Genomic DNA, 15,707 nt, shown 5'->3' with positions numbered 1-15,707 from the left:
TGAGCAGGCGGTCAAGGCATCAGGCAAGGATATCCCGCTTGAAATTGCCATTATCGGCGTTGCCGGAGAAAGGGTTAGCCGATGAAAACAGATATTACTGCGGTCATGGTCAAGGAACATCAGCTGATTTTGCGGATGATTGCGTTACTGGAAAAAAATGTTGATCTGATGGAGCAGGGGCGCTTCCGCAACTGGCAGTTTTTTCTCGACGCGGTCGATTTTATCCGTCATTACGCCGACCGCTTTCATCACGCCAAGGAAGAAGATGTGCTGTTTGTTGAGCTGATCAGCAACGGCATGCCGGAAAAACAGTCACCGATTGAAGCGATGCATATCGAACACGACCAGGGGCGCGCCTTTGTCCGCGCTATGGCGGAAGCGGCAGAAAAGGCTCTGGCGGGTGAACCCGGGCAGATCCCGATCATTGCTGAAAACGCTGCCGGTTATATCGCCCTGCTGCGCGAGCATATCGACAAGGAGGACAATGTTCTTTACCCTCTGGCCGAGCGGATTCTGCCGGAAGAGGTCCGTGCGCGTATGGTTGAAGCCTATGAAAAGGCACAAGCACAAACCCCGGGATTGGAAGAAAAATACCAGCGTTTGGTTGAGGAGTATGAGCGCCAGACAGCTGCGTAAACGCAATCAGGGTTTTTATCTTCAAGTACGATTTTTGCTTGTGAGTGGTTGATATTGAAGTAAAATTAACATGGACCTTGCGTATCACAAGGAGGAATCCATGATAAATTATCTCGTAGTATGCCTTGCGGTGGTTTTGATTGGTGCCCTGTACAGTGAAGCTGATGCCCGCGCCAGGGGTCTAGGTATCATCGGCAGCGCCCACGATTTCACCGAAGACGCAAGTTCCAGCGGTACTGTCAACGAGTGGAATAGTACTGGCGTCGCTGGCACCTACTGGGATAGCGGCCAGAACTACGATGGTGAAGCCTGCCGCGTCTGCCACGTTCCTCACGACCAGGGTGGTAGCGCCTGGTATTCATGGGACGGTGAAGATGCCGGCCTGCTGTGGAACCACTCGCTCAGCAACACTGACGTCTATGGCATGTACAGAAGTGATTCATTGCGCGGTGAAATCGGCGCTAATGTTGCCGGCAAATCCAAGTTGTGTCTGTCCTGCCACGACGGCACCGTCGCCATCAACGCCTTCGACGACCAACAGGGTACCGGTGGTTTTGGCAATGACGGAGTAGCTGAAGCTGATAGAGTATGGATTCAGGATTATGCCAGCGCTTTTGAAATCGGACCCGGTCGTTCAGTCGCCGATGACAATTTCCTGATGGGCAACCACCCGATTTCGGTGGCCTATGCTGAAGGTTTCTTCCCGCAAAACCCCAAGGTTGGCATGAACGGTGGCCTCCATGCACCTGAAGGCCGGACGTTCGGCAATTTGGTGACGATGAGAGGCGCTCCGACTGTTGATATGGTTCTCGAACAGGGCATGGTTCAGTGCCACTCCTGCCACGATGTACATGACTCCCCCGGCGTGACCGCCATCGGTACCGCCCTCAACCGTGCCGGCCAGGGCCTGGCTGCCAACAGCGGCAGCGATCCCTCCGGTCTGTGCCTGAGTTGCCACGCCAAGTAACCGGCAATCGGGGAATCGGGGGCGAATCGCCCCTTGCTACAGCCCCATCAGCGGGTCTGACAGACCGAGTACATAGACAGCGACAAGCCCCAGAATTCCAGCCGCTACCAGGTAGTAGACTGTTGGAATAATAGTCAGGCGCAGCGTTTTTCCTTCCTGCCCGAGCAGGCCGACCGTTGCCGAGGCAGCAACCACATTATGAATAGCGATCATATTTCCTGCGGCTGCGCCGATAGCCTGGAGGGAAACCATCGTCGCCCCTGACACGCTGAGGGCGGTTGCCACTTCGAACTGGAACTGACTGAGCATCATGTTGCTGACCGTGTTGGACCCGGCAATGAAGGCACCAAGACCACCAATGATCGGGGCAAAAAACGGGTAGATGGAGCCAAAGGTTTCGGCGACAAAGCCGGCCATAGCAACAGGCATGGAGGCCAGATCAGCACCGTTAACCCCTGAATTGATCAGAATACGGACCATCGGGATGGTGAAAATCAGGACAAATCCGGCACCGAGCAGTGTTTTTCCGGCCGCTCCGGCAGCAGCGGTAAGCTGGGAGAATTTCATCCTGTGGAGGAACAGAGTCAGTACGCAGACGAACAGTAAAATTCCACCGGGAAGATAGAGCGGCTCTATGCCGGCGCTGATATCCGTTTCGCCGAGAATATGACGCCAGCCGATGGAAAAGCTCAGTAACACGGCTTTAAGGTCAGCAACCACCCGGCTGGCGACCAGAATCACGGCAACCAGCAGATAGGGGGTCCAGGCCATGGGGAGGGAAATTTTTCGCTCATCGGTACTGGGTTTTTGCGGTGTGATGGTGCCAAACCAGAAATTCGGCCACTCATTTTGCGGAGCAAAGTCCCAAACCCTTTTTGGTATCAGAAAACCTTTCTTAACTGCTGGTATGACGATGGCTATGCCGACCAGGGCGCCGACGATAGATGGAAACTCCGGGCCGAGAAAAATGCCGGTAAGGGCATAGGGGACAGTAAAGGCCAGACCGGCAAAAAGAGCGAAGGGCGTCATTGCCAACCCCTCTTTCCAGCTTCTGTTCTTGCCGAAAAACCGGGTAAGCATCATGACCATCATCAACGGCATCAGGGTACCGACGAGAGCATGGCCGATAGCCACTTCCGAGGTGATAACCTGCAGAAATATCTCCCAGCTCGAACCTTTTTCTGCCAGTTGACTGCTGATGGCGATATGATCCAGGCCGTTGGTCACACCAATGATAATGGGGGTTCCAACAGCGCCGAAAGAGACCGGCGTCGATTGAATCATCATGCCAATCATGATGGCACCCAGCGCGGGAAAACCGATGGCAACCAGCAATGGTGCCGCGATGGCCGCCGGGGTACCGAAGCCGGAGGCTCCTTCGATAAAACAACCGAAAAGCCATGCCAGAATAATCGCCTGGACGCGTCGATCCGGACTGATATCAGTGAACCCCGCCCGTATTGTTGAAATGGCACCGGAATTCTGCAGGGTATTGAGCAGCATGATCGCACCGAAAATAATCCAGAGCACGGCCGCGGTGACAATCATCCCTTGAATCGTTGAAGCGAGAACACGAATGAAGCTCATCTCCCAGAACAACAGGGCGATGCCTGCCGCAGTGAGATAAACAACGGGCATCGCCCGCCGCGCCGGCCAATGAAGTCCAACAAGCAGTACGGCTGCGATAATAATTGGCGTGGCTGCGAGTAGGGCCTGGATCGCTGATGACATAAAATATCCTTTTGCAAAAAAGTTTAATGCACTGTATCTGTTCAGCACCGGGCCTTTGAATCCTATGTCAAGGGACGCGATTGTTTTCCGTTGGGTCATTCATGACCGCTTTTTGTCGCCGTCCATGGCGACCAAAACCCTTGCCACAGGATCCAAAGGCCCTGCGCGAAGGACAGCAGCTGAATAATTACAATGCACTTAAATAACTATCTTGTGACGGCGAAAACATGAGCAGCAAAAATACCAAAGCGCAGGAAATATAAACGAAAAGGTAGCGATGGTAAAGTGGTAAGGCCAATTTATGAAAAAATATTGGCGAAGGGACACCAAGTGCAGCAGGTTGGCAGGTTGTCAGGTCGGCACGGTTGCCGCGGATCAGCCGCAAAAATAGTCAGACCCGATTTTTTAAAAAATGGACTTTCCATCGAAAAAATTGCTTTTTTGTGTCATCTTGTGCTGTTTTTTTCGGATTTATCGAAAAAGTTGTTGTCCTGATATGTTGCATGGTCAATGATGGTTTTTTTTCGAAGCGCTCAGCTGGAGCAGACCGCTTGTTGTCGCCGTCCATGGCGACAAACACCCTTGTCACAGGATCCAAAGGCCCTGCGCGAAGGACAACAGCTGAACTTGAAAACATTTTACCGGATTGCGGTAAATTTCTTTGCCAGGGAGATAAACATGAAAAAGATTTTTTCTGCGTTGCTCTGTATCGCCATCATTATGCCGGCTAGCGCCTGGTCCCTTGATCCGGTTAAAATCGGCATGGTGACCACGCTTTCCACCAAAGCCGGATACCTCGGGGAAGAAGTGCGTGACGGTTTCAGGCTCGCCATTGCCCAGGAGGGTGGAAAACTGGGTGGCATTCCGGTTGAGCTCATGGTTGAAGATGATGGCGCTGATCCGGGTCGAGCCAGACAGATCGCCGATCGCTTTATGCGGCGCGACAAGGTCAAGATCATGACCGGAATCATCTTCTCCAACGTGGCGATTGCCGTGGTACCCAGGGTCGTCAGCAGTGACGTCATCTATATCAGCCCCAATGCCGGGCCATCACTGCTGGCCGGCAAGGGGTGTGATCCCAATTATTTCAACGTTGCTTATCAGAACGACAATCTCGATGAGGTGGTCGGTCAATATGTCAACGAAGCCGGTTTTAACAATGTTTATCTTCTGGCTCCCAATTATCCTGCCGGCAAAGATCACATTGCCGGTTTTAAGCGCTACTATCAGGGGCAAATTGCCGGCGAGGTCTACACCAAGCTTGATCAGTCTGATTATGCGGCAGAAATTGCGACGCTGCGCGCCGGCAATCCGGATGCCCTGTTTTTTTTCCTGCCGGGCGGCATGGGGATCAATTTCCTCAAGCAGTATGACCAGTCAGGTCTTAACCGAACAATTCCGGCCTTTGGCCCGGCCTTTTCTTTTGATGAGCGGTTGTTGCAAGCCGTCGGTTCGGCAGCCCTGGGGGTAAAAAACGGCTCCCAATGGAGCCATGACCTCGACAACCCCGCCAATCGTCAGTTTGTTGCCGCGTTCCGTGAAACGTACGGGCGCACCCCGACACTCTATGCCGGCCAGGGCTATGATGCCGCGCGCCTGATTGCCAGCGCCCTGAAAAGCGTCAACGGTGATGTCGAGCAATTGACGCCGCTACGCACGGCATTACGGGCGGCTGACTTTGAATCGGTGCGCGGGGATTTCAAATTCTCTACCAACCAGCACCCGATTCAAAACCTCTATATTCGCGAAGTGGTACAGGATGACGCCGGGAATTTTACCAACAAGACCCTCAAAGCTGTGTTCACTGAACACAGCAATGCCTATGTCGGCGAATGCACAATGGGTGACTGAAGGAATCATCTGCTTCTGGCGAATATATGCTTTTAGTTTTTGAACAATTGCTCAACGGTCTGCAGCTAGGCGTCACCCTGTTTTTGCTCTCCGCCGGTTTGACCCTGATCTTCGGCATCATGCAGGTCATCAACCTGGCCCATGGTTCCTTTTACATGATCGGCGCCTATGTCGCGGCGACGGTTACCGCCTCTACGGGTTCTTTTCTGCTGGGGCTGGCGGTCGCCCTGCCGGTCACTGCGCTGATCGGTATGCTGGTCGAAATGAGCATCTTGCGCCGACTGTACCAGAAGGAGCATGTCGATCAGGTGCTGGCAACGTTCGGCTTGATCATGTTTTTCAACGAACTGACCCGGATTATCTGGGGGCGTCAGCCGCTGTTTATGGATGTCCCGGTCTGGTTGTCGGGCAGTGTCGAACTGATCCCCGGCATCCCGTACCCGAGTTACCGGCTTGCCGTGATCGGGGTCGGGCTGCTGGTAGCACTGTTTCTCTATCTGTTGTTCGCCTACACCCGTGTCGGCATGCAGATTCGCGCCGGGGCCGGCAACCGTGAGATGGCGGCTGCCTTGGGGATCAACATCAAGCGTCTCTACACCCTGGTGTTCGGCCTGGGTACGTTGCTGGCCGGACTGGCCGGGGTGATGGCCGGCCCGATCCTGGCGGTCGAAGCGGGTATGGGGGAAAGCATTCTTATTCTCACCTTTGTCGTCATTGTCATCGGTGGTATCGGCTCGGTGCGCGGAGCTTTTGTCGGGGCCCTGCTGGTCGGTATGGTTGATACCCTCGGACGGGCCTTTCTGCCGTTGCTTTTTCGCTTTCTGTTTTCCAGCGCAACGGCGGATGGTGCTGCCGCTTCTATTGCTTCCATGTTGATTTATCTCCTCATGGCGCTGATTCTGATCTGGCGCCCGCGCGGCTTGTTGCCGACGCACAGCTGATTAATTGCCCCGGTGCAACACAACGAAAGATTCACCATGTTCAGACCTTCGCGCAAATGGCTGCTTTTGATCTTCACCATCATCCTGCTGTTGCTGCTCCCTCCACTGCTGCAACTGCTCGGCGAAGAGTACCTGATCTCTCTGGCCAGCCGTATCCTGATCTATGCTCTGGTCGCTGTCAGCCTCGACCTGATGCTCGGTTATGGCGGCATGGTCAGTCTCGGTCATGCTGCATTTTTCGGTATTGGTGCTTATGTGGTTGCGGTTTTTTCCCATCACAGTTTTGACGGAACACCCCTTTTTTCCTGGCCTTTTATCCTTCCCGGCACCGACGCTGTGCTGCTGCTCTGGCCATTGGCTATTCTGATTTCGGCGCTGCTGGCGGCGATGATCGGCGTCTTGAGTCTGCGCACCAGCGGCATGCACTTCATCATGATCACCCTGGCCTTTGCCCAGATGCTGTTCTTTTTTTTCGTTTCTCTGGAAGCCTACGGTGGCGATGACGGCCTCAGCCTGTTTGAGCGCAATCGCCTTCCGGGTTTCGACCTGAGCAATGACACGCATTTTTACTACCTCTGCCTCGCCTTGCTCGGAGCCTTTGTGCTGATCGCTTATCGCCTGGTTTCATCCCGTTTCGGTATGGTGATCCGAGGCAGCCGGGATAATGAAAAACGGATGCAGGCCCTTGGCTTTCCAACCTTTCGCTATAAATTGGCCTGCTTTGTTATTGCCGGGGCAGCCGCTGGTCTGGCGGGGGCTCTGATCGCCAATCACACCGAATATGTCAGTCCGGGATTAATGCACTGGACGCACTCCGGGGTGATTCTGGTCATGGTTCTGCTGGGTGGCAGTGGCACCTTGTTCGGACCCATTCTCGGAGCTGCGACCTTCCTGATTCTGGAAGAAGTGTTGTCGATCTACACCGAACACTGGATGCTTTATCTGGGTCCCGCGTTAATCCTGGTTGTACTCTTCGCCCGCCAGGGTATTTACGGCATGTTGGCAGGCCGGGAGCGGAACAATGTCTGACCCCGTGCTGAAACTTGTCGGCCTGCAGAAACATTTCGGTGCGGTCAAAGCCTGCCACAACCTGTCGCTGGAGATCCGTGCGGGCGAAACTCACGCCCTGATCGGCCCAAACGGCGCAGGCAAAACCACCCTGCTTAACCTGCTGTCCGGAGATCTAAAGCCGGATGCCGGTCAGATCTTTCTTGACAACCGTGATATCACCCGGATTCCGCTCTATCACCGTGCCCATTTGGGTTTGGCCCGTTCTTATCAGATCACTTCGGTTTTTTCCCAACTTAGTGTCGAGGAAAACCTGCTCCTGGCGATACAGGCCCACAGTGGCCACAGTTTCAGGTTCTGGAAAAAAGCGGTTAGCGATCCTCTTTTACGCCGCGAGCTGGAACCGGCGCTGGAACGGGTCGGTCTTGAACAGCGTGCCCGGGTGCGGGCCGGCAGCCTGTCTCACGGGGAGAGAAAACAGCTGGAAGTGGGTATGGCGTTGGCCTGTAATCCGCGAATCCTGTTTCTCGACGAACCGATGGCGGGAATGGGACCCGGCGGCAGCGTCGAGGTGAGCAAGCTGATTCGCAGATTGAAGCAACAGATGACGATTGTCCTGGTGGAACATGATGTCGAGGCGATTTTCAGTCTCGCTGACCGGATTACCGTGCTCGTTTACGGTGAAATTGTCGCCACCGGGACGGTCGATGAGATTCGCACCAGTAGCGCTGTGCGCGAAGCCTACCTGGGAGAAGAAGAGCCATGCTGAGGGTCGAAGGAATCGAAACCTTTTACGGCAGCAGTCAGGCACTGTTCGGCGTCAGCCTTGAGATCGGCGATGGTGAGGTGGTCACCCTGCTTGGGCGCAACGGAATGGGGAAAAGCACCACCGTTAAATCGATTATGGGGATGACTCCGGTCAGTAGCGGTCGTATGAGCTTTAACGACATTGATATTCACCAGTTGCCCAGTTATGCCATTGCCCGCCTCGGCATCGGTCTGGTACCCGAGGGGCGCCAGATCTTCCCCAATCTGACGGTGCGTGAAAACATTCTGGTTGCCGCGGCTAATCGCGGCGGTCGCCCAGAACCCTACACCCTCGCGGAGGTTCTGAAGATCTTCCCGCGCCTGGCCGAACGCCTCAATCATTACGGCGATCAGCTTTCCGGCGGTGAGCAACAGATGCTTGCCGTTATCCGCGCCCTGATGACCAATCCCAAACTGATGATCCTGGATGAAGCGACCGAGGGCCTGGCGCCATTGGTGCGTAAGGAAATCTGGTATGGGTTAAGCGTTCTGAAACAACGCGGGCAGGCTATCCTGTTGATCGATAAAAATCTGGATGCCCTGATGAAGCTCGCCGACCGACACTACATGATGGAGAAAGGGCAGGTCGTCTGGTCAGGAAAAACAGCCGATATCGTCGCCAACGAAAATCTGAAAGCTCGTTATCTCGGAGTCTGATAGCGGGGTTGATGGATAGCCTTTGTCAGGCTGAAAGATAAATACGGTACTTTCAGGCAAGTAAAAGTTTCTGGTAACTGTTCAGCACCGGATCGGGTATCCTAAGTCAAGAGACGCGATTGTTTCCCGTTGGGTCATCCATCAGCGCTAGTTGTCGCCGTCCATGGCGACAAACACCCTTGCCACAGGATCCAAAGGCCCTGCGCAAGGATAGTGCTGAAGAGTTACAAAACTTTTTTACCCTGCACCTCTGATCAGTCCGTGCCATCGGATCCGGGTTTGTAAGTGCCTCAGTTAGCCTGCCGCCGGCAAGAGATACGCTGATGACGGATCTATTTTTTGTTTTTGCGAATGTTACTTTGCCGGTTTTCGGCATTGTGATTCTTGGTGCTCTGGTTGGGGGTCGCTTGCAACTGGAAGCGCGTACCCTGACCAGAGCGGCCTACTATGTCTTTGTTCCGGCCTTTATCTTTCATTCGATCAGCACGGCTCACATAGAATTTTCCAGCGCTGTATCGATGATCGGCTATATTGTGCTGGTCCACCTGATCGGTGTAGCCATCGCTATTGTTCTGGGGGTGGCAGGCAAACGCTCACGGGAGATGATTGCCGCTTTTGTCATGATCGCCTCTTTTGGCAATGTCGGCAACTATGGCCTGGCGCTGATTCGCTTTCGTCTGGGTGATGAAGCAATCGCTGCCGCCACCATCTTTTATGTCGCTATTACCATCAGTGCTTTTGTCATCTGTGTCGGCGCTGCGGGCTGGGCGCAAGGTGGAAAGCGCGGGGCGGTGTGGCAGGTGGTCAAGACCCCGGCCTTGCTGGCCATGATTCCTGCCGTGCTGGTTTCCTCAACAGATCTGCAGATGCCGTTAATGGTGCAACGGATGGTAGGTCTTTTGGCCGAGGCGATGATTCCGGTCATGTTGTTCACCCTTGGCCTGCAGATGCTTGAACAAAAAAAGATCCGGTTTAATGCCGATGTCCTGCTCGGATCGGGGCTGCGGTTGCTCCTGGTACCCATCATCGCGGTCCTGGTGGCGCGCGGATTTTCTTTCGGAGCAATGGAGCAAACCGCCGGCATTCTTCAGGCCGCGATGCCGGCGGCCATTCTGGTCGCCATCATCGCCAAAGAGCACGACGTAGTGCCGGAATTTGTTACCTCGGTGGTCATTGTATCTACATTGATCAGTGTTGCCACCTTGACTCTGTGGATGGTTGTTTTGTAAATGTGCTCGGGGTCCTCGGGGGACATAATACCTATTACGTCCCCTGATTCCCCCGAGGAGGAGGAGTTTTTGTGACATCTGAACGTTATGCATCACCGCTGTTGGGTTGGCTCATGTGGGGATTGGTTGCCAATCTTTATCTCGTCGGTTTTTTTCAGCGGGTCGCTCCAGCCGTCATGGTCGATGAACTGATGGCCGATTTTCAGATCGGTGCGGCGGTTCTGGGCAATCTGTCTGCCGCTTATTTTTATGCCTATGCCGCCATGCAGATTCCCAGCGGAATGCTGGCTGATGCCATCGGTCCCCGTCGCCTGAGCACTTACGCTGCCTTGATCGCTTCTGTCGGCATATTCGCATTTGCCCTGTCGCCTTACCTGTGGCTGGCTTATCTGGGACGTTTCATGATTGGCGCATCGGTTGCCGTTGCCTTTGTCGCCTGTATGAAACTGGCCGGGCACTGGTTTCCCACCAATCGTTTTGCCACCATCACCGGCGTTGCCCTGCTGCTGGGTAATCTGGGAGGCATCCTGGCGGGGATTCCGCTATCTGAATCGATTGCCCTGTTTGGCTGGCGTTCCTCCATGTTTGCCAGCGGATTGGTGACACTTGGCGGTGCCGTCCTGATCTGGCTCGTGGTGCGCGATGATCCCAAAGAATACGGATACACGTCTTTTGCATACGCCACGACCTATGAAGAAAAAAAACTGACAGCTGCAGAGGCATTGAAGGCTGTTGTAAAAAAACGGGATACCTGGCTGCTGTTTTTTGCCGGTGGTCTCTCTTCCGCGCCGTTATTGGTTTTTGCCGGTCTGTGGGGCGTTCCCTATTTGACCCAGGTGTACGGCATGGAGCGCTCTCAGGCCGCCGGACTGACTTCCACCATGCTACTGGCATGGGCCATCGGTGGTCCGACGCTGGGAGCCATCTCAGATCGCATCAAGCGCCGCAAAGTTCCGTACCTGATGGCAAATGTCGGCGCTGCCCTGCTCTGGGCAATCTTCCTTTTTGTTGACATTCCCCAGCCACTGCTCTATCCGCTCTTTGCGGCAATCGGTTTTGCTTCAGGGGGGTTGATTATCGGATTCGCTTTTGCGCGTGAAGTTAATCATCCTGCCGTTGCCGGCACTGTGGGGGGGGTCGTCAATATGTCGATTTTGGGCTTTGCGGCATTATTACAGCCGTTGCTGGGCTTTGTCCTTGATCGCTACTGGGATGGTGCTCTTTTGGGTGGGACGCCAAGTTACAGTGCTGAGGCCTATTTTTTTGCATTTGCGTGGCTGTTTGGCTGTGTTTTTTTATCTGTCTGGGCGCTGTTACCCGTAGCCGAAACCAGGTGCCAGATGTCGACGGAAAAGTTATAGCTGGGTAATCGGGGACATTTAATCGGGGGACATAATACCGATTATGCAATAATCGGTATTATGTCCGTTCGCAGTAACAGTTGAATATCTAGCGGGTTAAAGTCCCGTCCGGGGAATTATCCGATTCACCCCGGTAGCTCAAGGGAGCGGCGTTCTGGTAACAGAGGGTCGTAAGTTCTCAATTGGCAAAGCAGCAGGCCGTAACGCAAGTGAACCTATACGTAGCCTCGTAAAACCATTTGGAGATGCCGACCCGATGGACATACGGGGAAGGCCGCCGTCACAGACTCTGACAACGGAAACGGTCTGTGTAATCTTCCGGGGTAGCAAGGATGGCATGTTGCGGAAGATATTCAACCCAGTGCTGGAGACCCGTTACGGTGCTGCCTAAGGAGCATCAACCGGCGTGTATAAGGAAACGAAATCGCGCCTGGCCGTAGCGGGAGTCGGAGGGGTCCATAGTACCGTTTGAGGATTCGGGACAACATAACCCGATCTGAGGGAAGGGACCCTGCTTTGTTCATGCAACCAAAGAGCGGAGGAGATGGGGATTGCCACCATGCTAACAACCCCGGAAACAATCAGAACGCTACAGAGGAAGCTCTACCGTAAGGCCAAGCAAGAACCGGCCTGTCGCTTCCACGCCTTGTATGACAAGGTCTATCGGGCTGACATCCTTAGTCACGCCTATGCTCTTGTCCGCGCCAACAAAGGAAGCGCCGGCATTGACGGCGTCACCTTCAAGGCCATCGAGGAACAGGAAGGGGTCACCGCATTCATCGCGGAGCTGGAAGACGCACTGAGAAACAAGACGTATAAACCCGATCCCGTCAAGCGGGTCATGATTCCCAAGAGCGACGGCAGTCAGCGCCCCTTGGGGATTCCGGCCATCCGGGACCGGGTGGCTCAAATGGCTGCAAAACTGGTCATTGAGCCGATCTTCGAAGCGGATTTCTGTGAAACCTCCTACGGATTCCGTCCGAAAAAGTCAGCCCACGACGCAGTCGACGATGTCGCTCATGCCATGCACATCGGCTATACCGAAATCATCGACGCCGATCTCTCCAAATACTTCGACACCATTCCCCATGCCAACCTCATGGCCGTGGTCGCCGAGCGCATCTGTGACGGTGCGATCCTGCACCTGATCCAGCTGTGGCTCAAGGCTCCGATCATGGAAATGGACAGGGACGGAACGAAGCGGAATATCGGCGGCGGCAAGGGTAACCGCAAAGGTACACCGCAAGGCGGGATTATCTCACCGCTGTTATCCAATCTCTACCTGCATCTACTGGACAGGATCTGGGAGCGGAATAAGTTACAACAGCGACTGGGTGCTCGCATTGTCAGATACGCTGACGACATTGTCATTCTTTGCCGGAAAGATCAATCCGGACAAGCGATGGAGGTGCTGCGGCAGATACTGAACCGGTTAGAACTTACCCTGAACGAGGCAAAGACCAAAACCGTTGATGCCTTTGAGGAAACGTTCGACTTTCTTGGATTCTCGATCTGGATGGGGAAAAGCAGAAAGACGGGGAACTATTATCCCCATGTCCAGCCATCGAAGAAAGCCGAGCAAAAGGTCAAAGACCGGATTACCATCCTCACGAAACGAGAACGGTCGATCATGCCGCTTGAATGGGTTGTGAACGAAGTCAATGCCATGGTCAGAGGTTGGGTTGGTTACTTTCATTACCGCAATTGCAGTCAGACGCTGGGCCGGATACGGAACCACTTGGAGCAGCGGCTGATCATTCATCTGCGCAAGCGGCACAAGGTCAGAGACAGGAAAGCAGGCTACGTCAGATTTCCCAACAGGTCATTGTACGTGAAATATGGCCTGTACAAAGTGCCGACATCAGCGGGTTGGACAAGGGCGCATGCCTTACAGTGAAGAACATCGGAAAGCCGTGTGCGGGAAAACCGCAAGCACGGTTTGATGAGGGAGGGCTGGTCGGGGCTGCTACGGCAAGGCTATTTAGGCACCGTCAGACGAAAGGGACGGAAATGGATAAGCCGAACCTAAGGCTGCTGAGACCTGCTCTCTACTCTACCCCGATTAAACGAATAATTCTAAATAAAAATACCATTCCATTCTCGCAAAAATTGGTGCCTTGTTTACGCATTTGCACAGTTGTTCACCCTTCTTTCCCACACTTTTTAGGTGCCATTTTCCTGGGGGATATCAGATTGTTACAGCCTTTTTAGGAAAAAATCTCGGCTCAAAAACCGCCAATAACCAACTGAAAAAGTCACCTTCTATATCATAAAAACCATATATTTTCAGGCAGTTCTGTATACATTTAGCCTTTGACATGGAGGCGAAAATTTGGTGATATGACTAAGATCAAAATGCAATGAGCATTCATTTCTAATGTTCGATGGTTGGTTGCATGATCCACTGCCACAGTCCATCAAGCCTAATTTGTATCAGCAACCAATCCATCGGCACGCAGTTATCACACCCGCACAAAAGGAGGTCACATGAAATTCTGGCAGGGTCTTACCTGTAGTCTGGCATGCGCTGCACTGGCTCTGTTGCCTGCAGTTCATGTCGAAGCGGCATCGGTCTCGGGTCGCTCCAGCACGGTGGTGGAATGGTTCGATACCGCAAATGAAGATACCGCGGTTCCGGCGTTCCAGTATCTGCAGTTGAATGTCAAGGATGTCGGGGCCGATGGCTACAACATCTACACCTACGGTCGCCTCGGTTATGATCTGGCTGATGAACTCGACAGCAACAGTAATTATGCTGACAGTCGCCTGTATCTGGCCTACCTGGAAAAAAAGGGTTTTCTGACCAACGCTCTTGATTTCCGCCTGGGTCGCCAGTTTATTTCGACGACAGCCGGTGCTTCAGTCATGGACGGCCTGCGCCTTGATTACCGTCTGATGGATAACTACACGCTCACCGTCTTCGGTGGTGGCGATGTCACCTATTACGAAGGCTACAGCGCTAAGGATCTGGTCCTGGGTGCCGAGTTTACCGTCAGCGACCGTTTTGTGAAAAACCTCGACCTGGGCATTTCTTATGTGGCCAAGGTCGATGGTGGTCGTCTCGCCATGGAACTGATCGGCTTCGACATCGAATACGACTACAACAACCTGCTGTTTCTCTATTCGGAAACCCAATACGACTATCTTTCCGACCGCGTCAGCTACTTCCTTGCCGGCGTTAATCTCTACGCTTCTCCCCAATGGTCGGGGCGTCTTGAGTATCTCTACTCCCTGCCGGTCTTTTCCTCCACCTCCATCTACTCGGTTTTCGCTGTTGATGAGTACGAAGAGATCATGGGTGAAGTGAACTACAACATCGGTAACGGCTGGCGCAGCTTCGGACGCTTAACCTATGAAATGTATCCGAAATTTTCCAACGCCAATGTCTATGAGGCTGGGGTTGAAAAACGCCGGACCGACATCTATTCAGGGTATCTCACCGGCGTTTTCCGGGATGACCGGGGTGGTCAGGATCTCAAAGGTTTCAAGTTGTATCTCGCTGGTCGCTTTATCCAGCAACTGCAAGCCGGGGTTGGTGTCGATGTTGATGTCCTTGAACGCACCGTCAATTATTTCAATGAGGAGAGTAGCCGCGACGAAACCACCAGCAGCCGCTACTGGGTAGACGCGACCTGGTACTTCTCCCGCACCATGAATGTCCAGGCCAAGGTCGAGCGGATCGAAAGTGATCTGTGGGATTACTACAACCGTGGCCGTATTCGTCTGAATGTCACCTTCTAAGGTAAGGAGTTCATATATGTACCGTAAATTTTTGTTAATACTCGCATTTCTCCTGGTCGGCAGTTCTGTCGCCTGGGCACAGATGCGCTTTGACCACCAGGCGCACTTGGAAGAGTATGCCGCCGGCATGGATTGCAGTACCTGTCACGTTGACGGGGCGACCAGTATCATCCCCGAAGCTGAAATCTGTCTGATGTGCCATGATGAGTCCTACCCGGCGATGACCGACCTGGGCGCAATCAATACCCATGGCCCCATGTGGGCACGGAACCATGGCAGCATGGCCAAGGGTCAGTCGTTGGACTGTGCCAGCTGTCATTCCCAAAGCTACTGCATGGAGTGCCACGTGTCCGGTTTTGCTGATGAGCAGGGCTCGTTCAGCAATCACATGATGAACAGCCACTCCAGTGATTTTCACATCACGCACCCGTTGGCGGCCCGTGGTAATCAGCAGACCTGCGCCAGCTGTCACGAGCCCAGCTTCTGTACCGACTGCCACAGCGCTTTTAATCGCACTGATCTGACCTTTGATTCCCATCGTCGCGGCTTCAGTGATATTTCGGTCGGCAACAACATTACCCATGAGCAATTCAATGAGTCACAATGCCAGACCTGCCATACCGGCAGCGTACTGCCCAGCCATCAATGGTCAGGCAACCACGCCCGTGAAGCACGCAAAAATCTCGCGACCTGCCAATCCTGCCATCCCCAGGGTGATGTCTGTATGCAGTGCCACAGCGCAAAGTCAGGCCTCATGATCAGCCCGCACCCAAGCAAT

14 protein-coding genes are annotated in these 15,707 nt (G+C 53.8%); 13 read left to right on the top strand and 1 reads right to left on the bottom strand.

Translation table 11 applies throughout. The annotated features are described in order from the left end of the window. Positions 1-81: 81 nt before the first annotated feature. Both AC6F7T_RS04945 and AC6F7T_RS04940 read left to right on the top strand, forming a co-directional pair. On the top strand, positions 82-636 hold the full coding sequence (locus AC6F7T_RS04945; protein WP_500716889.1) for a hemerythrin domain-containing protein: 555 nt from the start codon (positions 82-84) through the stop codon (positions 634-636). A 100-nt stretch (positions 637-736) separates the two neighbouring features. Then, a complete protein-coding gene (locus tag AC6F7T_RS04940; protein WP_500716888.1) occupies positions 737-1,603 on the top strand; it encodes a hypothetical protein in 867 nt (288 codons plus the stop codon). A 36-nt stretch (positions 1,604-1,639) separates the two neighbouring features. On the opposite strand, the gene AC6F7T_RS04935 is transcribed toward AC6F7T_RS04940, so the two are convergent. Next, entirely contained in the window at positions 1,640-3,334 is a 1,695-nt protein-coding gene (locus AC6F7T_RS04935) for an L-lactate permease (protein WP_500716887.1), read from the bottom strand. 64 nt (positions 3,335-3,398) lie between these two features. Here AC6F7T_RS04935 and AC6F7T_RS04930 point away from each other — a divergent pair, with 64 nt between their 5' ends. The 11 genes from AC6F7T_RS04930 to AC6F7T_RS04880 form a co-directional block, all read left to right on the top strand. After that, positions 3,399-3,521: a hypothetical protein gene (locus tag AC6F7T_RS04930; protein ID WP_500716886.1), complete on the top strand. Its 123-nt coding sequence runs from the start codon at positions 3,399-3,401 to the stop codon at positions 3,519-3,521. 491 nt (positions 3,522-4,012) lie between these two features. Further along, positions 4,013-5,185, top strand: coding sequence for an ABC transporter substrate-binding protein (locus AC6F7T_RS04925; protein WP_500716885.1), 1,173 nt, complete (start codon positions 4,013-4,015; stop codon positions 5,183-5,185). Between the two features lie 26 nt (positions 5,186-5,211). Further along, the gene (locus tag AC6F7T_RS04920) at positions 5,212-6,126 is read left to right on the top strand and encodes an ABC transporter permease subunit (protein ID WP_500716884.1); all 915 of its coding nucleotides are present in this window, start codon (positions 5,212-5,214) and stop codon (positions 6,124-6,126) included. A 36-nt stretch (positions 6,127-6,162) separates the two neighbouring features. Continuing rightward, positions 6,163-7,155 (top strand): ABC transporter permease subunit, encoded by a 993-nt coding sequence (locus AC6F7T_RS04915; protein WP_500716883.1) that lies wholly within the window; start codon positions 6,163-6,165, stop codon positions 7,153-7,155. Further along, positions 7,148-7,903 (top strand): ATP-binding cassette domain-containing protein, encoded by a 756-nt coding sequence (locus tag AC6F7T_RS04910; protein WP_500716882.1) that lies wholly within the window; start codon positions 7,148-7,150, stop codon positions 7,901-7,903. The genes AC6F7T_RS04915 and AC6F7T_RS04910 overlap by 8 nt, the downstream gene beginning before the upstream one ends. Next, entirely contained in the window at positions 7,897-8,598 is a 702-nt protein-coding gene (locus AC6F7T_RS04905) for an ATP-binding cassette domain-containing protein (RefSeq protein WP_500716881.1), read from the top strand. The genes AC6F7T_RS04910 and AC6F7T_RS04905 overlap by 7 nt, the downstream gene beginning before the upstream one ends. A gap of 323 nt (positions 8,599-8,921) precedes the next feature. Beyond that, the gene (locus AC6F7T_RS04900; protein ID WP_500716880.1) at positions 8,922-9,827 is read left to right on the top strand and encodes an AEC family transporter; all 906 of its coding nucleotides are present in this window, start codon (positions 8,922-8,924) and stop codon (positions 9,825-9,827) included. 71 nt (positions 9,828-9,898) lie between these two features. After that, on the top strand, positions 9,899-11,188 hold the full coding sequence (locus tag AC6F7T_RS04895; RefSeq protein ID WP_500716879.1) for an MFS transporter: 1,290 nt from the start codon (positions 9,899-9,901) through the stop codon (positions 11,186-11,188). A gap of 544 nt (positions 11,189-11,732) precedes the next feature. Further along, positions 11,733-13,085 (top strand): group II intron reverse transcriptase/maturase, encoded by a 1,353-nt coding sequence (ltrA, locus tag AC6F7T_RS04890; RefSeq protein ID WP_500716878.1) that lies wholly within the window; start codon positions 11,733-11,735, stop codon positions 13,083-13,085. A 590-nt stretch (positions 13,086-13,675) separates the two neighbouring features. Then, positions 13,676-14,929, top strand: a complete 1,254-nt coding sequence (locus tag AC6F7T_RS04885) for a hypothetical protein (protein WP_500716877.1) — start codon at positions 13,676-13,678, stop codon at positions 14,927-14,929. 16 nt (positions 14,930-14,945) lie between these two features. After that, the coding region (locus tag AC6F7T_RS04880) for a cytochrome c3 family protein (RefSeq protein WP_500716876.1) at positions 14,946-15,707 on the top strand (762 nt) is incomplete at its 3' end.

The sequence above is a fragment of the Pelovirga sp. genome (genome assembly GCF_059864205.1).
The sequence above is the reverse complement of the archived record's forward strand: the minus strand, read 5'-3'. Positions and strand labels throughout refer to the sequence as shown.